22 protein-coding genes are annotated in these 23,591 nt (G+C 43.8%); 18 read left to right on the top strand and 4 right to left on the bottom strand.

Features of this window, described 5'->3' with window-relative positions; all coding sequences use genetic code 11:
• Positions 1-23 precede the first annotated feature (23 nt).
• Positions 24-239, bottom strand: a complete 216-nt coding sequence (locus tag L1271_RS18600) for a DUF1496 domain-containing protein (RefSeq protein ID WP_102057828.1) — start codon at positions 237-239, stop codon at positions 24-26.
• 228 nt (positions 240-467) lie between these two features.
• Here L1271_RS18600 and L1271_RS18605 point away from each other — a divergent pair, with 228 nt between their 5' ends.
• The 3 genes from L1271_RS18605 to L1271_RS18615 are packed head-to-tail and all read left to right on the top strand — an operon-like array spanning position 468 to position 2,352.
• On the top strand, positions 468-1,139 hold the full coding sequence (locus L1271_RS18605; protein WP_235368505.1) for a cytochrome c biogenesis protein CcdA: 672 nt from the start codon (positions 468-470) through the stop codon (positions 1,137-1,139).
• A gap of 17 nt (positions 1,140-1,156) precedes the next feature.
• Positions 1,157-1,615: a TlpA family protein disulfide reductase gene (locus L1271_RS18610; RefSeq protein ID WP_102057826.1), complete on the top strand. Its 459-nt coding sequence runs from the start codon at positions 1,157-1,159 to the stop codon at positions 1,613-1,615.
• Positions 1,615-2,352, top strand: a complete 738-nt coding sequence (locus L1271_RS18615; protein ID WP_235368506.1) for a TlpA family protein disulfide reductase — start codon at positions 1,615-1,617, stop codon at positions 2,350-2,352. Before L1271_RS18610 ends, L1271_RS18615 begins: the two co-directional genes overlap by 1 nt.
• Before the next feature lie 3 nt (positions 2,353-2,355).
• Here the strand turns inward: L1271_RS18615 and L1271_RS18620 are convergent, their stop codons facing one another.
• The gene (locus L1271_RS18620) at positions 2,356-4,536 is read right to left on the bottom strand and encodes a winged helix-turn-helix domain-containing protein (RefSeq protein ID WP_235368507.1); all 2,181 of its coding nucleotides are present in this window, start codon (positions 4,534-4,536) and stop codon (positions 2,356-2,358) included.
• A 211-nt stretch (positions 4,537-4,747) separates the two neighbouring features.
• On the opposite strand from L1271_RS18620, the gene mnmE reads away from it, so the two are divergent.
• The gene (mnmE, locus tag L1271_RS18625) at positions 4,748-6,112 is read left to right on the top strand and encodes a tRNA uridine-5-carboxymethylaminomethyl(34) synthesis GTPase MnmE (protein WP_095729468.1); all 1,365 of its coding nucleotides are present in this window, start codon (positions 4,748-4,750) and stop codon (positions 6,110-6,112) included.
• A 50-nt stretch (positions 6,113-6,162) separates the two neighbouring features.
• Here the strand turns inward: mnmE and L1271_RS18630 are convergent, their stop codons facing one another.
• Together L1271_RS18630 and L1271_RS18635 are read right to left on the bottom strand one after the other, a co-directional pair.
• The gene (locus L1271_RS18630; protein ID WP_235368508.1) at positions 6,163-9,750 is read right to left on the bottom strand and encodes a hypothetical protein; all 3,588 of its coding nucleotides are present in this window, start codon (positions 9,748-9,750) and stop codon (positions 6,163-6,165) included.
• 133 nt (positions 9,751-9,883) lie between these two features.
• Positions 9,884-10,189: a hypothetical protein gene (locus L1271_RS18635; protein ID WP_102057821.1), complete on the bottom strand. Its 306-nt coding sequence runs from the start codon at positions 10,187-10,189 to the stop codon at positions 9,884-9,886.
• A 239-nt stretch (positions 10,190-10,428) separates the two neighbouring features.
• On the opposite strand from L1271_RS18635, the gene L1271_RS18640 reads away from it, so the two are divergent.
• From L1271_RS18640 to atpD, 14 genes are all read left to right on the top strand, one after another.
• Positions 10,429-11,226 carry an isocitrate lyase/PEP mutase family protein gene (locus L1271_RS18640; RefSeq protein ID WP_235368509.1) on the top strand — a complete coding sequence of 266 codons (798 nt, stop codon included), beginning with the start codon at positions 10,429-10,431 and terminating at the stop codon, positions 11,224-11,226.
• A 409-nt stretch (positions 11,227-11,635) separates the two neighbouring features.
• Complete coding sequence (gene mioC / locus L1271_RS18645) at positions 11,636-12,073, top strand: FMN-binding protein MioC (protein WP_010604148.1); 438 nt, start codon at positions 11,636-11,638, stop codon at positions 12,071-12,073.
• A 422-nt stretch (positions 12,074-12,495) separates the two neighbouring features.
• On the top strand, positions 12,496-14,385 hold the full coding sequence (gene mnmG, locus L1271_RS18650; protein ID WP_235368510.1) for a tRNA uridine-5-carboxymethylaminomethyl(34) synthesis enzyme MnmG: 1,890 nt from the start codon (positions 12,496-12,498) through the stop codon (positions 14,383-14,385).
• Between the two features lie 15 nt (positions 14,386-14,400).
• The gene (gene rsmG, locus L1271_RS18655; protein ID WP_010376874.1) at positions 14,401-15,021 is read left to right on the top strand and encodes a 16S rRNA (guanine(527)-N(7))-methyltransferase RsmG; all 621 of its coding nucleotides are present in this window, start codon (positions 14,401-14,403) and stop codon (positions 15,019-15,021) included.
• 14 nt (positions 15,022-15,035) lie between these two features.
• Positions 15,036-15,821 carry a ParA family protein gene (locus L1271_RS18660; protein WP_010376876.1) on the top strand — a complete coding sequence of 262 codons (786 nt, stop codon included), beginning with the start codon at positions 15,036-15,038 and terminating at the stop codon, positions 15,819-15,821.
• Between the two features lie 15 nt (positions 15,822-15,836).
• A complete protein-coding gene (locus tag L1271_RS18665; protein ID WP_102057818.1) occupies positions 15,837-16,775 on the top strand; it encodes a ParB/RepB/Spo0J family partition protein in 939 nt (312 codons plus the stop codon).
• A 289-nt stretch (positions 16,776-17,064) separates the two neighbouring features.
• Positions 17,065-17,445, top strand: a complete 381-nt coding sequence (locus tag L1271_RS18670; protein ID WP_010604145.1) for an ATP synthase subunit I — start codon at positions 17,065-17,067, stop codon at positions 17,443-17,445.
• 15 nt (positions 17,446-17,460) lie between these two features.
• Positions 17,461-18,318: a F0F1 ATP synthase subunit A gene (gene atpB, locus L1271_RS18675; RefSeq protein WP_010376880.1), complete on the top strand. Its 858-nt coding sequence runs from the start codon at positions 17,461-17,463 to the stop codon at positions 18,316-18,318.
• A gap of 78 nt (positions 18,319-18,396) precedes the next feature.
• The gene (gene atpE / locus L1271_RS18680; protein WP_010376881.1) at positions 18,397-18,630 is read left to right on the top strand and encodes a F0F1 ATP synthase subunit C; all 234 of its coding nucleotides are present in this window, start codon (positions 18,397-18,399) and stop codon (positions 18,628-18,630) included.
• A 49-nt stretch (positions 18,631-18,679) separates the two neighbouring features.
• Positions 18,680-19,150 carry a F0F1 ATP synthase subunit B gene (atpF, locus tag L1271_RS18685; RefSeq protein WP_010376882.1) on the top strand — a complete coding sequence of 157 codons (471 nt, stop codon included), beginning with the start codon at positions 18,680-18,682 and terminating at the stop codon, positions 19,148-19,150.
• A gap of 16 nt (positions 19,151-19,166) precedes the next feature.
• Entirely contained in the window at positions 19,167-19,700 is a 534-nt protein-coding gene (gene atpH, locus L1271_RS18690; RefSeq protein WP_010604141.1) for a F0F1 ATP synthase subunit delta, read from the top strand.
• 14 nt (positions 19,701-19,714) lie between these two features.
• Positions 19,715-21,256: a F0F1 ATP synthase subunit alpha gene (gene atpA / locus L1271_RS18695; protein WP_235368511.1), complete on the top strand. Its 1,542-nt coding sequence runs from the start codon at positions 19,715-19,717 to the stop codon at positions 21,254-21,256.
• 52 nt (positions 21,257-21,308) lie between these two features.
• Positions 21,309-22,169 (top strand): F0F1 ATP synthase subunit gamma, encoded by an 861-nt coding sequence (atpG, locus tag L1271_RS18700; protein ID WP_017218545.1) that lies wholly within the window; start codon positions 21,309-21,311, stop codon positions 22,167-22,169.
• Positions 22,170-22,201: 32 nt separating this feature from the next.
• A complete protein-coding gene (atpD, locus tag L1271_RS18705; protein WP_102057817.1) occupies positions 22,202-23,587 on the top strand; it encodes a F0F1 ATP synthase subunit beta in 1,386 nt (461 codons plus the stop codon).
• Positions 23,588-23,591 lie beyond the last annotated feature (4 nt).

Genomic DNA, 23,591 nt, shown 5'->3' on the forward strand with positions numbered 1-23,591 from the left:
TTGCGTATCATATGAAGTTGTCGTTATTGATCAATCCACTGGAGCTCACCATTTGGACCGCCGTCAACACAGACTTTCCATTTGTTATTTTGCTTTTCTACCGATCCCTTAGAATATGCCTGATCGGCATAATAACAATACTTTGTAGGGTCGTAGTCTGGTTTTACATTCTCACCGCTTAGTGCAGAACCAGATACCGCAAATGCTGCAGATACAACCGCTAGTGTTAGTCTATTCATAATATCTCCCTTTACGCATAATTTTAAGTTACCTAAACTAGGTAACTTACCTTATCTTATAAACACAACGAGCAACAAGCACTTTTTCTTTTAAACTCATAACAATTAAAATATCAAATAAAAGCAAACGCTTGATAAAATTTGATAGCGATTTTATGACGATTTGATAGGTCAAATCTGGGCTATCCGTCATGCTCTTTTGCAGTTAAAAAATGCAAAGAGAAGACGATGCTTGAATCTACGTTACTACAGGCACTCTCCAGTGCCGAAACTGATTGGTGGTTAGTGCCTATTGCACTCTTAGTAGGTGTACTCACCAGCTTTACGCCCTGCGTATATCCCATACTTCCCATAACTGTTGCGACTCTTAGCCAACAACGCCATATTCGCCTTGCCCCTATTTTGTATGCGCTAGGCTTTGCAGCTGTGTACGCCGCGCTTGGATTTATTGCAGCATTAACCGGTAGCTTCTTTGGCCAAGTAGCAACAAACCCTTGGGTGCTGCTTATTTTTGCCAATCTATTACTCTACTTTGCTGCGGTATCAAAAGGCTTAATCTCGCTGCCACGCTTGCCAAATACGATTGCAACAGGCTCGCCAGCACCTCTTCTAATGGGCATGGCCAGCGCTCTTGTTGCGGCTCCCTGTACGTCTCCAATTCTAGGTGGCTTATTGCTCTTCGTTGCTAATGCCCAGCAACTTCTATTAGGAGGCGCACTGCTGTTTAGTTTTGCGCTCGGTATGAGCACCCTATTACTGCTAGCAGGGCTAAGCACGCGCTTTTTACAAAAATTACCAAGATCTGGAGCTTGGCTAAATCACATCACCACAGCAACCGCACTTATCTTAGTCGCGATGGCGCAATATTTTCTTATTCAAGCTGGCAAAAGTTGGCTATAAAACGCAAAGGAACCACCATGAAAAAAATCATTTTTTCTTCACTCTTTATGTTACTCAGCACAATGTCTGCAGCAAAGGACTATCCCGTACTGACCGCCAATACGCTTGCAAACAATACCGTAACCAGTCAAGGCAAAGTCACTTACTTGAAGTTTTGGGCAACGTGGTGCTCCTACTGTGTGGAAGAAATGCCACTGCTTGAGCAAAGCTTTCAGCAAGCCAATAACCACTATCAGGTTATCGCCGTCAATATTGGCTTCAATCAGTCGAAAAAAGGCGTGCAAACTTACCTTGATAAACATGATTACCAGTTTCCAACGGTATTTGATGGTAGTGGCAAGATAACTCAGCAGTTTCAAGTGTTAGGCACGCCACAACACATCCTCATTGATGAAAACGGCAAAGAAATCTATCGCAGCGCATTGTTTACAGATGAGCTGCAACAACATCTGAGCACACTCCAAGGAGCAAACTAATGTCATCAATTAAAGCCCTACTTATGTTCGCCGCTGTGTGTCTCAGCGTGTTTGTGCACGCCAACACGCAAGAGTATGTGTTTATTAATATTTGGGATGAGTATGTACAGCCCACAACTCTACCAACGCCACTAGCACCAAGGAGATTGCTACAGCCCGATATTAATATTGATGAGGCAAGCTTAGCGCAGTTTAAAACGGCCTACCCAAGCTATGCTGAGTTAGCCATTGATAAGCAAAACCAGTTGCTGCAACGGTTTGCAATAAGGCAAACACCTGTTCGTGTTATTGTTAAAGACGACAAAGTTATCAAACGAGAGTTGTTGATGACTAACAGTGCACCAAGCACAGAGAAAGAAACACAGATCCCATTGCAAACACTCACCGGTGCGCCATTTTCGATAGCGACTATAAACAGCCAATACAGAGTGTTATTTTTCAGCGATAGTTTGTGTCCGTTTCAACATATTCCTGCCTGTGAAATGAGAATAAAGCAAAACAATCAACTCGCTGACTCGAGTGCGTATCCGGTCGTTACTGTGATTAAACCCTTTTATGTGGAAGAACAAAGTGCTCGAGACTACCAACAACGCTTTGAGGTCAAACACGATATTGTGTTCGATCACCACAACGAAGTATTTAGCCAGTTTGAGATTAGAGAGCTACCTTACTGGGTGGTACAAGACAAACATGGTGAAGTCGTTTATCGCGGTAATCAGCCACCCAACATAGACTAGAGCCTAATTTATCGTCCATTTACTCTGACAATAGACGCTGTAAGGGGCATCGATAAGTTCAGCTATAAAATGCTTATCGATGCTGCTTTGCTGGCGTATTTGCAGCAACTGTTGCTGTAATAATTGGCTGTTTTCGAGTCCGGCCAATTTATCTGAAAAGCGTTTTTGCAGCGCTTCTTCTTTTAACATATCAGCCGCAACAACACCGTAAAGCAACAAGAGGTGTGAATTGGTATGTTGATGTGCAGTAATGATTTCAAGCGCTTGTTGAGGCTCGTTTCTCAAAAGGTGGATATACATTTGCGTATAGAGCGCATAGGTCTCAACTTCTTGTAGCTGTAACGTTTGATAGTCTTGCATTGCTTCAATCGTCAACGGCTCTGCTAATTCGAGCTTGCCCGCTTTGATCCAGGTCCAACCCAGTAACAATTTAACGTTGGCACGCGTCACCAAAGAAATATAATCGCTTTCTAACAGCATTTGATATTGCTTAATTGCACTTTGTATTGCATCCGTATCACCCGTTTGCAATGCGATATCCATATGCGCCATGCCAATCAGTAATTGCTGTTGTTCATAACTTGGAATAAAACGCGGCTCGCCGTTAATGTCTTTCAAATAACGTAGCGCCTTTTCTCCCTGATGTAGCTGAATATAGTAGAACCCTAGGTAAGTGAGTATTTGCTTTTCTAAATAGTGATAACCATTTTTCTGAGCTAAAGCGAGGGCTTTTAATAAACTAGGCTCACTTTCAACCACTGGCACTAAGTAATTTTGACCATAAGCAAACAAAGCTTTTATTAGATTCATGGTCTGCTCTGTTTGCTCATAATAGGCAATGGCTTGCGCGAGCACAGGTTTACTCTTCTCTAAGTTCAGTAACGTTTTTTCAGCGGGACCAGCCGCTGGTGGATTGGCAAGATAGAAACTCCGCTGTGCTTCACTATAGGCAAACGATCGACTGCCAATCAAAACATGCGCTGAACTCATCGCTTGCTGGTATTCATCCCAACGTTGTAACACCCAAAAAGCATCTGCTTTGAGTTGATATGCCATCGCAATCAATTCAACTTGCTGGCTTTGCTCAGCAGCATCGAGGGCAAGCTGAGCTTGTTGCAACGCTTGCTGATGTAAGCCTTGTGCCTTGAAAAACTCTCCGTAATAGAGGTGGTAGCGAGCACGAGTCGCGATTGAAGCTGAACTAAGTGAAATCTGTTCGAATCGATGGGTGGCAGAATCAATATCACCGAGCTGCCAACAAATTTGCGCAAGCTCCAACTGACTTTCTAGATGTTCCGGCATTTGTGCCACAGCCGCCTCAAAATATGCCTTTGCCAGTTGAGGTCCCTGTTCATTTAATGCTTGTACACCGCGGTAATAGTCATTCATTGCTAGATTTAAGGATGATTTTTTGGTGGTTTTAGTGTCAATATCTAGCGCTGACTGCGCAATAACCTCTGTTGCAATCGCTTCAAAGCTCTCATCTAACTGTTCAACAATTATCTCGCTTTGCTTATCTCCATAAGTAACACTGAGTAAAAAACGCTGTTGTATCGGCTTTAATGAAAGCGTGAGCTGATTAATCCCACTATTCTCTGCAAGCTCAGGATATTGGCTTCGCGGTACTAATTGATAATGAGACTGTAAATGTTGTCTCAATGCTGCTTCAAGCGCATAACCCCACCACGCATTGGCTTGCACACCCGTCTCATTCACCATAGGCACAATGATTAACGAGTCTTGCTCAGCTTGTACACGAGTGACAACGGGAACTGAGCTAGAAACGAGGTAAACACTCGCTGCGACTCCACTTAACGCAATAGCGCCAACGACAAGCATCGTTTTCATTGTTGTAGTGAGTTTGAATGTGGTAAATGTGCGGCTCTCAACAGGACAAATCCACTGATAACCTTGCTGTGGTATGGTTTTAATAAAGGTGGGTTGCTGGGCGTTATCTTTGAGGGCTTGTCTTAGCTCAGTGATACTTTGTGTTAGTGCAGCTTCTCTAAACTCACCGTGTTGCCACAACGTACTGAGCAATGTTTCACGTGTAACAATCTGATTTGGGTGGGCTAAAAAATAAGCCAACAATTGCGCGACTCTCGGCCTCAGTGGCACTTGCTCAGCATCACGATATAAACACGAGACATTTGGATCGAAGCGGAATTGAAGAAAGTGCAGCACAGCGTTAGTTTCCCTTATACAACCTTTGCTAGTAAGAACAGTAAAAACTGTGACCATAATTATACCTGACAAAAGCGCATAACCGTATCATTAAGGTCATCAACCACCCAAAACACAATGAGCATACTCAGATATTACCCACCAGCTATACCTGAGATATATCAATTGCTGTACAATTATGGCTATTAACCAGACAGTCTAAAGAGTCATCATGATCGCACAAGACACCATAGCAGCACAGGCTACCGCACCGGGTCGCGGTGGCGTTGGTATTATTCGAGTTTCAGGCAGTAAAGCCCGAGAGGTCGCAGAGCTAATCTTAGGTAAATGCCCAAAAACTCGCTATGCCGAATACCTGCCATTCAATACCCTAGCAGGTGAACAACTCGACCAAGGTATTGCGTTGTTCTTCCAAGGGCCGAACTCATTCACCGGTGAAGATGTCCTTGAGTTACAAGGCCACGGTGGCCCAGTGGTACTTGATATGCTGTTAAAGGAAATCAGCCAAATTGAGCAAGTGCGCTTGGCAAAGCCTGGTGAGTTCTCAGAACGTGCTTTTATGAACGACAAGCTAGACTTAACGCAAGCAGAAGCTATCGCAGACTTGATCAACGCCACCAGCGAGCAAGCTGCAAAAAGTGCGCTACATTCACTACAAGGTGACTTTTCTAAACATATCAACACCTTGGTTGAGAAAGTAATTCATCTTCGCATGTACGTAGAAGCCGCAATTGACTTCCCCGATGAAGAAATCGACTTTCTTTCCGATGGTAAAGTTTCGGGTGACCTAGAAGCCATTATTCAGCAACTCGCAGAAGTGCGTAAACAAGCCAAGCAAGGCAGCATCATGCGTGAAGGCATGCGCGTGGTGATTGCAGGCCGCCCTAATGCCGGAAAATCTTCACTACTCAATGCCTTAGCAGGCCGTGAAGCCGCGATTGTTACAGACATCGCAGGTACCACACGAGACGTACTACGTGAACATATTCATATTGATGGCATGCCGCTTCATATTATCGACACCGCAGGACTTCGTGATAGTCCAGACAAAGTAGAACAAATAGGTATTGAGCGTGCTTGGGAAGAGATCCGCGGCGCCGATCACGTACTATTTATGGTGGATGGCACCGAAACCCACGAAACCGATCCTGCGAAGATCTGGCCTGATTTTATCGAGCAATTACCACAAGGCATGGAAATTACCGTGATCCGCAATAAAGTCGATTTAAGCGGTGAAGCGGTTGGCGCAACAACGAGTGATGGCCATACCCTTATCCGTCTAAGTGCTAAAGATATTCAAGGCATTGATTTATTGAGGGAACACCTAAAAGCCTGTATTGGATTTACTGGTGCAACTGAAGGTGGCTTTATGGCTCGCCGTCGTCACTTAGACGCCCTAGAGCGCGCTGCTGAGCACCTAGAAATAGGTCAAACTCAGCTAGAAATGCATATTGCCGGTGAAATTTTGGCAGAAGAGCTGCGCCTTACCCAGCAATACCTCAATGAGATCACTGGTGAATTCACCTCCGACGACTTGCTGGGCAAAATATTTAGCTCATTTTGTATCGGTAAATAACCCAAATATCTGAGTCGTTATACGCCCTTTTTTGGGCGTATGACTACACACTAACCAACGTATTGGTTTACCGCTTCTTTTACCTTGCGAGATTTGTCTTTTCTTAATGGAGCTAGCAATGCTTCAGCGTCTGCTGCTTGGCTGAATATTTCAGGAAGTTCAGCGCGGCGATCAGCATATAAATAGCTCAAACTCTGTTTAAAACTGCCATATTGGCCACGAGCATGTGCCACGATAAATTCACGACATACGTCAAAGTGACTGCGCTTAATACAAAACAGCACCAAATGTTCGGGTTTAACGCCGATATCAAATAACCAGGTGAGCAAAAATGCCATGCCGGTTTCAGACGCTTCGCCTTCATATTCACCGCTTTTCGATAGGTAAGTTTCAAAATCTATCTCATTGTGTGCCAATTGATGTAATAGCCAAGGTTGTTCCATTTGCGCTTCAATTAATTTAAAGCCCCGATAGTCATGATTAAGAAGCAGACGTACCAGTTTGTTGCGACGCTTAGCATCTAACATCCACACAAACTGACGGAGACTATACATTTGATATTCATCGGCATCGATACGCATAAACTCGGTGGAGATTTGCCCTTTAAACAGCGCAGCCATGACATCAAACTCGACTTCGTCATGTAGATAAGCCATCGTTTGCTCAACAATCGCGTTAATGCGATTGGACTGCACTTGCAGCTCAGCCACGCGTTTTATAATAGCCGCACGCTCAAGCTGCTCTGAAAATATCAGTAACGGCCCAGATGGCAGCCTTTCTTCATACCAAGCAAGCGGCACCTCATGATCGGCCATCACAATAACGTAATTGTCTCCTTGCTGTTGTAACACAGTGCACGCTTCCCAACTTCGACCATCAACATGGCAAGGTTTATCGTGTATTGATAGGCTATCCGCTACAATGGCTTTATGCAGCTTCTTTGGTAGCTTTTCACCTTCACCGAAATATAGACAATCACGACCTAATTCCTGTGCTAACGCATGCTCCCAAGAGTGCAGGTTTAATTGCACAAAAATATCAATCGCGCGTTGTAAATCATGGCTGAAATCAAGCTCAACTTCCGGGTGTTTAAGCGACACATGATGTAAAAACTCAACTTTCGTGCGCTCATTGATATATGCGAGTCCCTGCTCCATAGCTTTGGCTTTGTTACGTCCCATGCTGCCAAACATGCTGGTATCATCACTGGCTATTTCGCTGTAAATCTCTATCCAATTCAAATAGCGTTCGGAGTTATAACGTTGGTTGCTCATTTCATAGGCATTCAGTATACCACTATCTATTCCAGCTTTACTTAACTGTTCGTAGACCTCAATTTCATCGAGTATAGTGTCAAACTCTATGCTCCAATGATCATCCGAAAAAGCACGAAGCACATTGCGTGCAGCCCTAACTGGCGCTAGTGCAATAATAAATTGCCATAAACGATCTGCTTTGTATTGCAGGGGTAAAGGTAGCTGTCGCAACCAAAATGCCGTTAGGGTAAAGCGTTGGAAATCATCATCAAAATCTTTAAAGAGCTGATAGCTTGACTGCTTTTCACTAAACTTGTTTAGGTAAAGATCGCCGCGACAACACTCATCTCGATACAACTGCGGCTGCACTAATGCCAATAAACTGCTTAAATCATCTTGCGGTGTGTCTGCAGTAAAGTAATCACAGATCCACGTTATTTGTGCCTCAGACAATCCTAAGTTATCAGGGTTATAATGATCGGACTTTTTATGACATTTCTGAATTATGTGCTGGGCAGCGAGTTGCCAAATATGATTGTCGTTAAGATAATTTGCTAGTTCCTCAGTAATATCGTCGCCAATATGCTGATTATAATCACTGTGCAGGTGATAGCTGGCCAGTGTAATTAATCCCATATCCAATTGCGGCCATTGCTTTGGGTGGCACAGCGCACGCGATGAGCGGAAATGCTCATCGACCAACTTAAGATGCTTGCGACACAGTAATTCATCTTGGTTGGTGAAGTGACGAAATATCGACTGGATATTTTTGGCTTTAGCATTTTCAGCCGCGCTCTTGATATCAGACACGGAGAGTTGAGTATAACGCTGATAATAGGCTTCTCTGGAGAGTAGTGCTTCATCACCTTCGGTAAGTGATGCCATCATATATTTGCAAAACTCACGCTTGCCTAGGGCATGGTAAAATACATCAATCACGCGAAGGTACTGCTCAGCACGAGCTTGTAGTAAGTTATTTTCTGCATCGTTGCGTACCGCAAGCGTCAACACCATGCCATTTGGTTGTGTATATTCAGCTTCTTCACTGAAGTGATCTGTAAGTAGATCGCCTCGCACAAGGCTGAGCACCGACTCCAGCTCCTCGACTATGCCTTGATTATTGCGCTCAAAACTACTCAATTGATCAATAAGATGCTCAGCCATGTCACTGGCATGCACTTTCGCTAATTCAAGCACATCTACTTCACAGACTGTTTCCAATACTGTTTGTGGTTCCCCAGTTTCAATGTAGCGCCACAATACTTCGCCTTGGGGCATAGCCAGCACAAAAGGTTTCAGCAAATTAGTACCATAGTTAAGCTCATATTTACGCTCACCTCTGGCTAGATAGGCACGATAATTTGCGCGAGCAGCAATGGCACTCTGTGCAATTTTAACTAATGGGCCTGCAACCTGTGATTGGACTTTTTGCTGTAAATCATACGCTTCATTTTCGAGGGTACTGCCAAAAAATGACATTGCCATAAAGCTGTCTTTAGCCTCTTCATCGTCATAAAAACAGCTATGGGGGAATAGCGATTGATACAAAGAGATCACAGGCTGATGACCACTAAGGTCTTCTTCTTCATCCTCATCACACATGGTATCGACATGGGCAAGCAATACAGGTTCAGCTTGAAAACGTGCAATGACTAATGCTTTAAATTGCTCATAACTCTCAGGATTTTCGCGTAAATATTCCCCAAGCGGCTGGTAGTCACATTCTTCACTGTATTGATCATTTTTGAACATGCCAGATCTAAAGTTATCGTTGTCACACCAAATAAATGCTTTGATCATTTCACGATGCCAACCGTGCTCGTGTAGCAATACACTTAAATAGCTTTCATAACCACATGCATGTTCATCATCCCAATAAGGCACAAAGTATTGTGCTAGCAAATAGGCGTACTGTATATCCGTCTTTGCAAGCATATACAAAGCTTCAACGCCAAATACCCGCATATCATCAAGCCACATTTCATCAGTGTCATTTTGGCGGCGACTATAGGCCACTATTGCCTTGGCGGCTTCTACAACGGCTTGTTTGATCTCAGGGTATTGCAGCGCTGCTGCAAATAAAATGACCTCTGAAATATAGTTTTCGGTGTCATCAAGTATGGTGTGGTCATAGTGGTGAGCACCGCCTTCTTGGCCTAAATCTAATGCAGATTGAAGCAACTTTAGGTTGTTGCCACTATCTTGCGGTTGCAAACGGCGCATCCCCGCTTCATCAAGTTGCTTAAACTCAACATCAAACTGACTGTTAAAACAGGCCTTATCGCTGTCCAACAAAGCCATATACTGAGCTAATGCTAATTTGATTTGTTGCGGGTTTTGGATATCCAGCGTGATTATCTGGTTTTTATCGAATTGGTTCATGTCGTTATTTCTAATTGAATTTGACGTATAGCCGCACTAATCGGGCTATAGAGAAGAAAAAGAAAAAGATAATGAAGCGCAGCTTTGTGAACTGCGGCAATTTCAAGCAAATGCTAAACACAGCGAGTGGCAGCTACGCGTTCGTATCCTCAGCTTGCAGCTCCTTTAACCTGTCGATATCTATTTGACAGTCCTGCTTTGCTTTTTTCTGTTGATCGGGTGCCATATCATCCCAATGAATATAACCACCGTGTGCGTATGGCGCATTGTATAAATAGTTGGCGAATTTTTTGTTGGCAGTACCAGAGACTAACCCTCTTACAGAACCCTGTTTATCAGCAGCCCACAGTGCGACGCGTTTAAATTCCAACTCTCCAGATGCATTAATACGAAATGAGTACCAATTTTCAGCAGCACTAATGTGCAGATCCTTATCCATGTTTTACCTTTTGTAGTTCCTTAATATCAACACTATTATTTCGAATCCATATAACTAGGTCAACATCAAACTTATCGTTAAGCTTTTGATAAACATTAATAAAAAGTAAAGAGCAGCACACTTATAATAAGGATCTGAGCGATAACCGCAAATCTACCCAATCACGTTAAGTGCTAAATCTGGCCAGTCCAACATCCGTACACTGCGTATCCTAAGCGTTTCAACTTAGGAGAAATAAAATGGCTCTTTTTACAACTTTCAATGCACTACACCAACAATCAGCCCCGCTTTTTCTAGCTAACTGCTGGGATCCATCATCAGCGCTTATCATCGAACAGGCTGGTGGTCAGGCCGTTGCGACAACAAGCTGGGGCATGTCTAATCATCAGGGCTACAAAGATGGAGAACAACTCACATTTGACCGTGTACTACAAACAGTAAGTGCCATCCTTAAGGTGATCACTATTCCATTGAGTGTTGATATTGAGGCAGGCTACAGCGCGGATCTAAATCAGATCATCAAACATATTATCCAATTGGCCGACCTTGGCGTTGCAGGTATCAATATTGAAGACAAGCCCAGTCACCAGAGCAGCTTACGCGATATAAAGGCACACCAAGCGTTATTGCAGGCAATCAAACAAGCTTTACGTCATAATGGTTTCGATCATTTTTTTATTAATGCCCGTTGCGATCTTTGCTTACAACCACAGTGGACTGAAGCGACGCTGCATGAGCGTGCACTCGCCTATCAAGCAGCAGGTTGCGATGGCTTTTTTATTCCCGGTTTAACCGACGCCACGACGATAAAACGCCTAACAGCCCTGCTTTCAATTCCAGTCAATGTGATGCTGTTGCCCGGATTTAGTGATAAACAGGCGTTAGCAGAGTTAGGAGTCAAACGTATCTCATCGGGTAACGCTCTCAGCGATCATGTGATAGCACAACAAGAATCAGTCACCAGAAGGCTGCTCGAAGAACATGCTGTAGACTTCTTATTTGAGCAATCAGTCCGCACAACTTGGCTGTCAAACTAAATAAATCACAAGATCTGACCGCTTTTTTAGATTCTTTTATTATATGGATCTAACTATATAGATCTAAAAGACTGGATCGACTTCCAGCTTTTAGATCGTTATCCACAACACCTCATCCACAACCTCAAAATTTGTTCAAAAACAGCGGTGTTCTTACCGTTTCAAGCATGAGCCTTGGCTTAAAAAAGTATTTTTAGGCTCAGCTATCCCATAGATTATCCACAAATAAATCACCGAGTTAAACTTAGGAATATTTTATTTTATGTCTTTATTTCATATAGATAAGTAAAAACACTAAAAATTACACACTATTTGTGCAAATATTTTTATCCAATAACCTCAAAGCCCTCTTTACATATTCACGTTAAACGCTAAGATGGCGCGCAATACGACTTAGGTGAGGGTAACAATGCAAACTTTAGATCTTATTGTAGGCAGCCAAATGGGATCAGCTGAATACGTTGCTGAACAGCTTATGGAATCGCTTGAATCTCAAGGTTATACCGTGAATTTGCATGAAAAACCCGAGCTTGAAGCTTGTCAGCAAGCACTTTGGCTGGTGGTGACATCAACCTATGGAGCCGGTGACTATCCAGAAAACTTATTACCTTTTATATCAGCATTAAAAGCGAGCTCGGATCTAAGCCAGTTACGCTTTGCGGTAGTGGGAATTGGTGATTCAAGTTATGACACCTTTAATCATGCAGCTATTAATCTTGCTGATCTACTTAAAGAAAAAGGTGCAACACAGCTGTTAGACATAGAAAAGATCGATGTTTTACACCCAGATCTACCAGAAGATACCGCTATTGCTTGGTTACCTAAGTTTGTTGAATGTGTCGCTTAACGGCGCGACACTGAAATACACAGAAGTTATTCACAAATTCAGTCTATTTTAGATCGTATTGTGGATAACCTATGATCTAACTGCTGATCTACGCTTACTTATCCATTGGATAAAATAATTCAGATCTAGCCCTGTGAATAAAGTGGCAAGTTGATCAAAGGTTTTAAGCCCATTGATCCGATCTAATTCACACCAATTGATCTTAGTTAAGCAGTTGGATCTAAACAGGAATACAAAACTATTCACAGATCAAAGGATCAGTAGTAGTAAGATCAATAAAGATCTTTAAAAAGATCCTTATATATTTTAAGTGATCTCTTTTTTGCGTTGTGCAAAGTTTAACCATTTCACTTCTGGTTAATTCTAGGTAGAATACGCATCCTTTCTAAATTTGCTCGGTTGTTTTAAGTAGGATCCCGTAAATGATTTATCATGAACATTTTGATGTCATCGTTGTTGGTGGTGGACACGCAGGCACTGAAGCTGCACTTGCAGCTGCACGTATGGGTATGAATACCTTATTGTTAACACACAATATGGATACCTTAGGCCAAATGTCGTGTAACCCAGCTATTGGTGGGATTGGTAAAGGTCATTTGGTTAAAGAGATCGATGCGCTTGGTGGTGCAATGGCCAAAGCAATCGACAAAGGTGGGATCCAATTTCGAACGCTTAATTCATCGAAAGGCCCTGCGGTACGAGCGACTCGTGCTCAGGCAGATCGCACATTGTATAAAGCTGCGATCCAAGACATTTTGCAACATCAAGAAAACTTAAAGATCTTCCAACAATCTTGTGATGATCTGATTGTTGAAGGCGATCAGGTCAAAGGTGTCGTAACTCAAATGGGTTTACGCTTTAGCGCTTCTTCAGTGGTGTTAACGGTTGGTACTTTCTTGGGTGGCCAGATCCATATTGGTTTAGAAAACTTTAAAGGCGGCCGTGCTGGCGATCCTCCTTCTATCGCTTTGGCTGAGCGTTTACGTGAAATGCCTTTTCGAGTTGATCGACTAAAAACGGGTACACCACCACGTATCGATGCAAGAACGGTTGATTTTTCAGTGATGCAAGAGCAACCAGGCGATACCCCTACTCCGGTTTTCTCGTTTATGGGCAAAGTGTCTGATCATCCAAAACAGATCCCTTGTTATATCACCTATACCAATGAAAAAACCCATGATGTGATCCGCAATAACTTACATCGTTCGCCGATGTATGCTGGCGTGATTGAGGGGATTGGTCCGCGTTACTGCCCTTCCATCGAAGATAAGATTGTGCGTTTTGCTGATAAAGAAAAACATCAGATCTTCGTAGAACCTGAAGGCTTAACGTCATACGAGCTGTATCCAAATGGTATCTCCACCAGCTTACCATTTGATATCCAACTGGAGATCGTGCGTTCTATTAAAGGCTTTGAGAATGCGCATATTTGTCGTCCTGGTTATGCAATTGAGTACGACTTCTTCGATCCTCGTGACCTAAAGCAATCATTAGAAACTAAGTTTATCAATGGCTTATTCTTCGCTGGTCAAATAAATGGTACAACCGGTTATGAAGAAGCTGGTGCCCAAGGGCTGATTGCGGGTATGAACGCAGCGCTTCAAGTTCAAGGCCGTGAAGCATGGACACCGCGCCGTGATGAAGCTTATGCCGGTGTGTTGATTGACGACTTAGCAACGCTTGGTACAAAAGAACCTTATCGTATGTTTACCTCTCGTGCTGAATACCGTTTGTTACTGCGTGAAGACAATGCGGATTTACGTCTAACGGAAAAAGGTCGCGAACTAGGTTTAGTTGACGATGAACGCTGGGCTGCATACAACAACAAGCTTGAAGTTATGGAACAAGAAGCACAGCGTCTACGCAATACTTGGATCCATAAAGATCACCCTGCACTTGAAGCGGTAAATGGATTATTGAAAAAACCACTGGTACGCGAAGCCAGTCTTGAAGATCTGATCCGCCGTCCTGAGGTTAATTATCACGATCTGATGGCAATTGAAGGATTAGGATCTGAATTTGATAATATTCCAGCCCTTGAACAGGTTGAGATCCAGACTAAGTACGCTGGTTACATTGCGCGTCAACAAGATGAGATTAATAAACAGCTTCGTCATGAAGAGACATTACTGCCTGCTGAGTTTGATTATGCTCAGGTAAGCGGCTTGTCAAATGAGGTTGTGGCAAAGCTAAGTGATGCTCGTCCACAAACGATTGGCCAAGCTTCACGTATTTCTGGTATCACCCCTGCTGCTATTTCGCTATTATTAGTGTATCTGAAAAAGCAAGGGCTATTACGTAAGTCGGCGTAATAGCAGTGGAACACTGTGTTACTAGAACAATTGAATGAATTACTCGCTGATACCTCTATCGAGCTCAGCGAACAACAAAAGCAGCAGTTGGTCGAATATGTCCAGCTGCTGGATAAATGGAACAAAGCCTACAACCTCACTTCCGTTCGTGACCCAAAAGAAATGATGGTAAAACACATCATGGATTCTTTGGTTGTTGCGCCACACCTAACGGGCAGTAACTATATTGATGTTGGCACCGGACCGGGTTTACCGGGTATGGTTTTAGCGATAGCTAGACCGGACATCAATTTTGTTCTTCTTGATAGCCTTGGTAAAAGAGTTCGATTTTTAATGCAGGTAAAACATGGGCTTGGCATTGAGAATGTTACCCCAGTGCAGTCTCGAGTTGAAGAATATCAGCCAAGTGTTAAATTAGACGGTGTACTCAGCCGTGCTTTTGCATCACTACAAGATATGATCCAGTGGTGTTCACATTTAATCGATAACCAAGGTGTATTCTTAGCACTAAAGGGTCAATACCCTGCGGATGAGCTAGAACAACTACCAAACGGCGTGAGTTTATCGCAAGATATTAGTTTAGTGGTGCCCAAGCTTGAAGGTGAGCGCCATTTAATCATTCTTTCTAAAGATTAATTGTCGAGGACAATGTGGCAAGAGTCATTGCAATAGCAAACCAAAAAGGTGGTGTTGGTAAAACAACCACTGCGGTGAATTTAGCCGCGTCCATGGCGGCGACTAAACGTAAAGTTCTGTTGATCGATCTCGATCCTCAAGGCAATGCAACCATGGGCAGTGGTGTTGATAAATACGCCGATGTCGCAACGGTTTATGATCTATTGATCGAAGAAGCGCCAATGGATCAAGTGATCACCACAGAAACCAGTGGAGAGTATCATTTGATCGCAGCCAATGGGGATGTAACCGCGGCAGAAGTCAAACTGATGGAGTTGTTTGCGCGCGAAGTGAGACTACGCAACGCCCTTGAGACGATAAAAGATAAATATGAGTATATATTCATCGACTGTCCACCTTCATTAAATATGCTAACGGTAAATGCCATGGCTGCCGCCGATGCGGTTTTAGTTCCGATGCAGTGTGAATATTATGCACTGGAGGGATTAACAGCTTTAATGGACACCATTACCCAACTCGGTAAGTTGGTGAATCCAGGATTGCAAATTGAAGGCATTTTGCGCACTATGTACGACCCGCGTAATCGTCTAGCTAACGACGTATCTGAGCAGTTAAAACAACACTTTGGCGATAAAGTGTACCGGACTGTGATCCCTCGTAATGTGCGATTAGCGGAGGCGCCAAGTTTTGGAGCGCCTGCGATGTATTATGATAGAGCATCAAGCGGTGCGAAAGCTTATCTAGCGCTAGCGGGTGAAATGCTAAGACGCAAAGAAAAGCAAGCAGCTGCGGTTGCCTAAGAGGATAAAAAGAACATGTCGGTTAAAAAACGTGGTTTAGGCCGAGGGTTGGATGCCCTACTCAGCTCAGCTAAACCTAATCCAAGTGCTGCGGCACCTGTGCCTAACCAACAAGAAGCGGTTGCGACAGTCAGTGAAGCACCTGCCGAATCGGCGGTTGAACAAGAGTTACAACGATTACCTATTGAGTGGCTAAAGCCAGGTAAATATCAGCCGCGTAAAGATATGTCTGAACAGGCACTTGAGGAACTGGCGAGTTCGATCCGTTCACAGGGGATTTTACAGCCTATTGTTGTGCGTAAAGTTACCACGCAAAGCTTTGAAATTATTGCCGGTGAGAGACGTTGGCGTGCGGCACAACTGGCAAAGCAAGATACCGTTCCTTGTTTAATCAAAGATGTGCCGGATGAAGCGGCTGTTGCTATTGCCCTTATTGAAAACATTCAGCGTGAAGACCTCAATGCGATGGAAGAAGCAATTGCTCTAGATCGATTGCTTAATGAATTTGAACTCACGCATCAGCAGGTTGCTGATGCGGTGGGTAAATCGCGTACGACGGTCACCAATTTACTTCGTCTCAACAATCTCAACGATGATGTAAAAATCTTGTTGGAACATGGCGACATAGAAATGGGTCATGCTCGTTGTTTACTTGCCCTAACTGGTGAAGCGCAATCTGAAGCAGCAAGAACTGCTGTGGCCAAAGGATTAACCGTAAGAGAAACCGAAAAACTGGTTCGCACCATTTTAGAGCCTGTTGAGAAAAAAGAAGCGAAGCAAAAAGATCCTGATGTGAAGCTGCTTGAACAGCAATTGCAGGAAAACTTAGGCGCAAAAGTTGAGATCAACTATAACCAAAAAGGCAAAGGTAAACTGGTTATTTCCTATGCTAGTCTGGATGAGCTTGATGGTATTTTGGGGCGTATTAACTCTGAAATGAATGAAGCTGACTAACGGTAAACTTAACTAATTGACTAATGCGTGAATGCGGTGCTTTATTTTGCGCCGCTATTTCCTCACCGATATGCTGCGAAATAGCGAGAATACTAAGAACTTTGATGGAAAAATAGCCACTCTTGTACAGGCTTTAATTTAAGCCTTCCTCCCTAACAAATTTTGACCTATTTGGCGTCCAAAAAACGTCACATTTCGCCTCGTCAAGTTGCAAATTAAGCAGAAACAAGTATAATTTCGCCAGTTTTCATACCCTGATAAAATTTAACGTCATTAAGGTTAATATAAAGTGACTCATTCGTTAGCCCGTCCATATAGGCGAGCCGCATTACAAGGTGTTTTGATTCAGGGTATCGTAGCATTAGTCGCTGCAGTAATCGTTTTTATAGGTTGGGGAGTACAAGCCGGAGTTTCAGCATTAGCTGGCGGCGCTGTGTTGGTACTCCCTAATTTTGTATTTGCTGCTTACGCCTTTCGATTTATGGGTGCAAGCAAAGCAAATCAAGTATATTCCTCGATAAAACGAGGAAATGGATTAAAATTTTTGCTAACTGTTGTGCTCTTTGCACTGATTTTTAAGCATTTTTCAGTAATGATGCTGCCTTTCTTTGGCGCGTATATGCTCGTGATGCTGACACAATGGTTGGTCCTGATTTTTTTTAATCATTAACTTTTGGGATAAAACATGGCTGCAGAAGAAGTTACTCTATCAAGCCATATTCAGCACCACTTGACCAATGCCAAGATGTGCTCGACCGATGCCGGTCTTGCCTTCAACAAAGCATGTGCGGATAGTGGTTTCTGGACATGGCATGTAGATACCCTCGCATGGTCAATCGGTTTAGGTCTGATATTTTTATGGATCTTCCGAAGTGCCGCTAAAAAATCCACTATAGGTGTTCCTGGTAAATTCCAGTGCTTTATCGAGATGGTTGTTGAGTTCGTTGGTGCCAACGTACGTGACACTTATCATGGTAACAGCAAGTTAGTTGCACCTTTAGCCCTAACGATCTTCGTTTGGGTATTCCTAATGAACTTGATGGACTTAGTTCCTGTTGACTTCCTACCTGCATTCGCTGGCTTTGTTGGTGAACAAGCATTTGGTATGGATTCACACGATGTGTACATGAAGATTGTACCTACAACAGACTTAAACATGACTGCAGCACTGGCGCTAGGCGTGTTTATTCTGATGATCGGTTATTCAATTAAAATCAAAGGCATCGGTGGCTTTATTGCAGAATTAACATTGCACCCATTTAGCTCTAAAAACAAACTAATGATGGCAGTGTTGATCCCGTTTAACTTACTACTTGAAACAATCGCATTGGTTGCTAAGCCGTTCTCGCTAGCACTTCGTTTGTTCGGTAACTTATACGCAGGTGAGATGATCTTCATCCTTATCGGTGCAATTGGTTTGATGCAGTTACCACTGCACTTCGTGTGGGCAGTATTCCACATTATGGTAATCGTACTTCAGGCATTCGTATTTATGATGCTGACTATCGTTTACCTCAGCATGGCTAGTACAGAAAGTCACTAATTAGCTGAATAATAAAGATTTTTACAACTTAAATTTAAACTTAAACTTTAATTTACTATTAAAACTTTGGAGATAAAAATGGAAATCGCAGTTGCTATTAAACTTATCGCTGTTGCACTACTAATCGGTTTTGGTGCTATCGGTACTGCACTAGGCTTCGGTAACATGGGTGGTAAGTTCCTAGAAGCATGTGCTCGTCAACCTGAGCTTGCGCCTTCACTACAAGTTAAAATGTTCATCCTAGCTGGTCTTATCGATGCCGTTGCAATGATCGGTGTAGGTATCGCTATGTACATGTTGTTCGCTCTTTAATATTGCAAAATACCTGAAACGAACAACTGTCAAGTAAGGAGGAGCGGTCGTGAACTTAAACGCCACTCTAATAGGTGAATTAATCGCATTTGTGGTCTTCGTATGGTTCTGTATGAAGTTCGTATGGCCACCACTAAATGGTGCGATTGAAGCTCGCCAGAAGAAAATTGAAGATGGTTTAGCGGCATCTGATGAAGCTGAGAAAGAACTTGAGCGCGTACGTGCACAAGGTGCTGAACAGTTGAAAGAAGCGAAAGCACAAGCGGCTGAAATCATCGAACAAGCTAAGAAGCGTGCTGCGCTGATTGTTGACGAAGAGACTACTCGTGGTCAGCAAGAGCGTGAAAAAATCATTGCTCAGGGACACTCTGAAATTGAGTCTGAGCGCAATCGTGTGAAAGAAGAGCTGCGTTCACAAGTCGCTGCACTTTCTATCGCAGGCGCTGAGAAGATTTTAGAGCGTGAAATCAATCAAGCCACACACAGTGACATCGTTGAAAAACTTGTCGCTGAGCTTTAAGTAGGAGGGTATGAGCATGTCTGAATTGACTACTATCGCTCGCCCATACGCTAAAGCGGCTTTTGAACTTGCCGTTGAAAAAGGCACAGTTGAAGCTTGGAATGAAATGCTGTTCTTCGCTGGTCAAGTTACCAGCGACGAGCAGGTTCAGGCGCTACTTGGTAGCATTGCTACTGAATCACAGCAGTCTGAAATCATTATCAAGTTATGTGCTGAGCAACTCAACGAACAAGGTCAAAATCTTATCAAGCTGATGGCCGAAAATGAGCGTTTAGCCGCCATCCCAGCTGTTGCAGAATTGTTTGCTGAATTAAAAGCAGACTATGACAAAGAAATCGAAGTAGATGTGGTTTCAGCAACAGTGCTTGCAGATGATACGCAAGCAAAATTGGTCGCGGCACTTGAGAAACGTTTCGCACGCAAAGTTAAGCTGAATTGTAGCATCGACGAAGCCATTGTAAGTGGCCTAGTGATTAAAGCCGGTGACACCGTAATTGACGGTTCTGTTCGCGGCAAGTTAGATCGTCTTGCGACGTCGCTACAATCGTAATTGGGAAAAAGAGCATGCAACTTAATTCCACAGAAATTTCTGCACTGATCAAGCAACGCATTGAGCAGTTTGAAGTTGTAAGTGAAGCGCGTAACGAAGGTACTATCGTATCTGTTACCGACGGTATCATCCGCATCCACGGTCTTGCTGACTGTATGCAGGGTGAGATGATCGAGCTTCCTGGCAACCGTTATGCTATCGCACTAAACCTTGAGCGTGACTCAGTAGGTGCTGTAGTAATGGGTCCATACGCTGACCTTAAAGAAGGCGTAAAAGTTAAATCAACTGGTCGTATCCTTGAAGTACCAGTAGGCCGTGGTCTACTAGGTCGTGTTGTTAACACGCTAGGTGAGCCAATCGACGGTAAAGGCGCTGTTGATAACGATGGTTTTGAACCAGTTGAAAAAATCGCACCTGGCGTAATCGAGCGTCAATCAGTAGATGAGCCAGTACAAACTGGTTATAAGTCTATCGATGCGATGATCCCAGTTGGTCGTGGTCAGCGTGAGCTTGTGATCGGTGACCGTCAGACTGGTAAAACAGCACTAGCAATCGATGCTATCATCAACCAAAAAGACACAGGCGTTAAGTGTGTGTACGTAGCGGTTGGTCAAAAAGCGTCAACAATTGCTAACGTAGTACGTAAACTAGAAGAGCACGGTGCACTTGCAAACACTATCGTAGTAGTTGCTTCTGCATCAGAATCTGCAGCGCTACAATTCCTAGCGCCGTTCTCTGGTTGTACTATGGGTGAATACTTCCGTGACCGCGGTGAAGATGCACTAATCGTATATGATGATTTGTCTAAGCAAGCTGTTGCTTACCGTCAAATCTCACTACTACTTAAGCGTCCACCAGGCCGTGAAGCATACCCTGGTGACGTTTTCTATCTTCACTCACGTCTTCTAGAGCGTGCGTCTCGTGTAAACGCTGACTACGTTGAGAAGTTCACAAATGGTGAAGTGAAAGGTAAAACAGGTTCATTGACGGCATTGCCAATCATTGAAACTCAAGGTGGTGACGTTTCTGCATTCGTACCTACCAACGTTATCTCAATCACTGACGGTCAGATCTTCTTAGAAACTGACTTGTTCAATGCAGGTATCCGTCCAGCGGTTAACGCTGGTATCTCGGTATCTCGTGTAGGTGGTGCAGCTCAAACTAAGATTGTTAAGAAACTAGGTGGTGGTATCCGTCTAGCGCTAGCTCAGTACCGTGAACTAGCGGCGTTCTCTCAGTTCGCTTCTGACCTTGATGATGCAACACGTGCACAGCTTGAACACGGTGAGCGTGTAACAGAGCTAATGAAGCAGAAACAGTACGCACCGATGTCTGTTGCTGATATGTCATTATCGCTATTTGCAGTAGAGAAAGGCTTCCTAAAAGATATCGAAATCAATAAGATCCTTGATTTCGAAGCAAGCCTAATCGCATTTGCTAAGAGCGAGTACGCAGAGCTAATGGCTCAAATCAATGAAACTGGTAACTACAACGCCGAGATCGAAGCGCAGCTTAAAGAGCTTCTTGATAAGTTCAAGTCTACGCAAACTTGGTAATGTGTTATTAAGGTGAGTAGGTAACTACTCACCGAGATTCGGAGAGAGAGTCATGGCCAGCGGAAAAGAGATAAAAAGCAAGATCGGGAGTATCAAGAATACTCAAAAGATCACCAGCGCAATGGAGATGGTTGCCGCTTCTAAAATGAAGAAGGCACAAGAACGCGTAGCGTCTAGTCGTCCATACGCTGAGAACTTACGCAAAGTGATCGGTCGTGTTGCTCAGGCTAATCTTGATTTCCATCACCCGTTCCTAGAAGAGCGTGATGTGAAACGAGTTGGTTATATCGTTATCTCTACAGACCGTGGTCTTTGTGGTGGCTTAAACTCAAACGAGTTTAAGCGTGTAGCGAAAGACGTGAAAGCGTGGAAAGAAAAGGGTGTTGAGGCGTCGTTCGCAACACTAGGTAGCAAAGCTGCTGGTTTCTTTAAACGTTTTGGTGGTTCGCTTGAAGCCAAAAAGGCAGGGCTGGGAGATACACCTTCAATACAGGACGTAATTGGTCCTGTAAAAGTAATGCTAGATGCATACGAAGAAGGCAAAATTGACCGCTTATTCGTTGTGTACAACAAGTTTGTCAACACAATGAAACAAGAGCCTGTTATCGATCAGTTATTACCTTTGCCAAAAGCTGAAGAAGAAGTATCAGCTCACGCTTGGGATTACTTATATGAGCCAAGCCCAGAGGCGATTTTAGAGACACTAATTGTGCGCTTTATTGAGTCTCAGGTTTACCAAGGCGTAGTTGAGAATGCTGCCTCTGAGCAAGCTGCCCGTATGGTTGCGATGAAAGCCGCAACTGATAACGCAGGTGGCCTGATTGATGAGCTACAGCTGGTATACAACAAGGCACGTCAAGCCGCAATCACACAAGAAATCAGTGAGATTGTGAGCGGTTCGGCTGCCGTGTAACGCTTCGGCAAAGTTTAATAAGAGGAATAGACATGAGTTTAGGTAAGGTCGTCCAAATTATCGGCGCCGTTGTGGACATCGAGTTTCCACAAGACAACGTGCCAGCCGTATATGACGCACTAAAAGTTACAGAAGGCGACTTAGCTGGTTTGACACTAGAAGTGCAACAGCAGCTAGGTGGCGGTGTGGTACGTGGTATCGCACTAGGTAGTACTGACGGTCTACGTCGTGGTACTCCAGTACAAGGTACAGCTGAGCCAATTAAGGTTCCAGTTGGTACAGCAACACTAGGTCGTATCATGAACGTACTTGGTGACGCGATTGACGAAGCGGGTCCTATCGGTGAAGAAGAGCGTTGGTCTATTCACCGTGCAGCACCATCATACGAAGAGCAGAGCAGCTCAGTTGAACTTCTAGAGACTGGTATCAAGGTTATCGACCTTGTATGTCCATTCGCTAAAGGTGGTAAAGTTGGTCTATTCGGTGGTGCGGGTGTAGGTAAAACCGTAAACATGATGGAACTTATCCGTAACATCGCAATCGAGCACAGCGGTTACTCAGTATTCGCAGGTGTTGGTGAGCGTACTCGTGAGGGTAATGACTTCTACCATGAGATGAATGACTCAAACGTACTAGACAAAGTATCACTAGTATATGGTCAGATGAACGAGCCACCGGGTAACCGTCTACGTGTTGCACTAACTGGTCTAACAATGGCTGAGAAGTTCCGTGACGAAGGTCGTGACGTACTATTCTTCGTAGATAACATCTACCGTTATACACTAGCAGGTACTGAAGTATCAGCACTTCTAGGTCGTATGCCTTCAGCAGTAGGTTACCAGCCTACACTAGCTGAAGAAATGGGTGTTCTACAGGAGCGTATCGCATCAACTAAGACAGGTTCAATCACTTCAATCCAAGCGGTATACGTACCTGCGGATGACTTGACTGACCCATCTCCAGCAACAACGTTTGCTCACTTAGATGCGACAGTAGTACTTTCTCGTGATATCGCGTCTCTAGGTATCTACCCTGCGGTAGACCCTCTAGATTCAACTTCACGTCAGCTTGACCCACAAGTTATCGGTCAAGAGCACTACGACACTGCACGTGGCGTTCAAACAGTTTTACAGCGTTATAAAGAGCTGAAAGACATCATCGCAATTCTAGGTATGGACGAGCTATCTGACGAAGATAAGCAAGTTGTATCTCGTGCACGTAAGATCCAGCGTTTCCTATCTCAGCCGTTCTTCGTTGCTGAGGTATTTACAGGTGCACCTGGTAAATACGTATCTCTTAAAGACACAATCTCTGGCTTTAAGGGCATCCTAAACGGTGATTTCGATGATATGCCTGAGCAGGCATTCTACATGGTTGGCTCAATCGACGAAGCAGTTGATAAAGCTAAAAACATGTAATTAG

It is taken from the genome of Pseudoalteromonas sp. OF5H-5 (assembly GCF_021530695.1).
In the GTDB taxonomy this organism is placed as follows: domain Bacteria; phylum Pseudomonadota; class Gammaproteobacteria; order Enterobacterales; family Alteromonadaceae; genus Pseudoalteromonas.

Bases quoted from the DNA above. Each gene is read 5' to 3' on its own strand.
- L1271_RS18600 (WP_102057828.1), bottom strand. From the start codon at position 239: ATGAATAGACTAACACTAGCGGTTGTATCTGCAGCATTTGCGGTATCT.
- L1271_RS18605 (WP_235368505.1), top strand. From the start codon at position 468: ATGCTTGAATCTACGTTACTACAGGCACTCTCCAGTGCCGAAACTGAT.
- L1271_RS18610 (WP_102057826.1), top strand. From the start codon at position 1,157: ATGAAAAAAATCATTTTTTCTTCACTCTTTATGTTACTCAGCACAATG.
- L1271_RS18615 (WP_235368506.1), top strand. From the start codon at position 1,615: ATGTCATCAATTAAAGCCCTACTTATGTTCGCCGCTGTGTGTCTCAGC.
- mnmE (WP_095729468.1), top strand. From the start codon at position 4,748: ATGATCGCACAAGACACCATAGCAGCACAGGCTACCGCACCGGGTCGC.
- L1271_RS18630 (WP_235368508.1), bottom strand. From the start codon at position 9,750: ATGAACCAATTCGATAAAAACCAGATAATCACGCTGGATATCCAAAAC.
- L1271_RS18635 (WP_102057821.1), bottom strand. From the start codon at position 10,189: ATGGATAAGGATCTGCACATTAGTGCTGCTGAAAATTGGTACTCATTT.
- L1271_RS18640 (WP_235368509.1), top strand. From the start codon at position 10,429: ATGGCTCTTTTTACAACTTTCAATGCACTACACCAACAATCAGCCCCG.
- mioC (WP_010604148.1), top strand. From the start codon at position 11,636: ATGCAAACTTTAGATCTTATTGTAGGCAGCCAAATGGGATCAGCTGAA.
- mnmG (WP_235368510.1), top strand. From the start codon at position 12,496: ATGATTTATCATGAACATTTTGATGTCATCGTTGTTGGTGGTGGACAC.
- L1271_RS18665 (WP_102057818.1), top strand. From the start codon at position 15,837: ATGTCGGTTAAAAAACGTGGTTTAGGCCGAGGGTTGGATGCCCTACTC.
- atpB (WP_010376880.1), top strand. From the start codon at position 17,461: ATGGCTGCAGAAGAAGTTACTCTATCAAGCCATATTCAGCACCACTTG.
- atpE (WP_010376881.1), top strand. From the start codon at position 18,397: ATGGAAATCGCAGTTGCTATTAAACTTATCGCTGTTGCACTACTAATC.
- atpH (WP_010604141.1), top strand. From the start codon at position 19,167: ATGTCTGAATTGACTACTATCGCTCGCCCATACGCTAAAGCGGCTTTT.
- atpA (WP_235368511.1), top strand. From the start codon at position 19,715: ATGCAACTTAATTCCACAGAAATTTCTGCACTGATCAAGCAACGCATT.
- atpG (WP_017218545.1), top strand. From the start codon at position 21,309: ATGGCCAGCGGAAAAGAGATAAAAAGCAAGATCGGGAGTATCAAGAAT.
- atpD (WP_102057817.1), top strand. From the start codon at position 22,202: ATGAGTTTAGGTAAGGTCGTCCAAATTATCGGCGCCGTTGTGGACATC.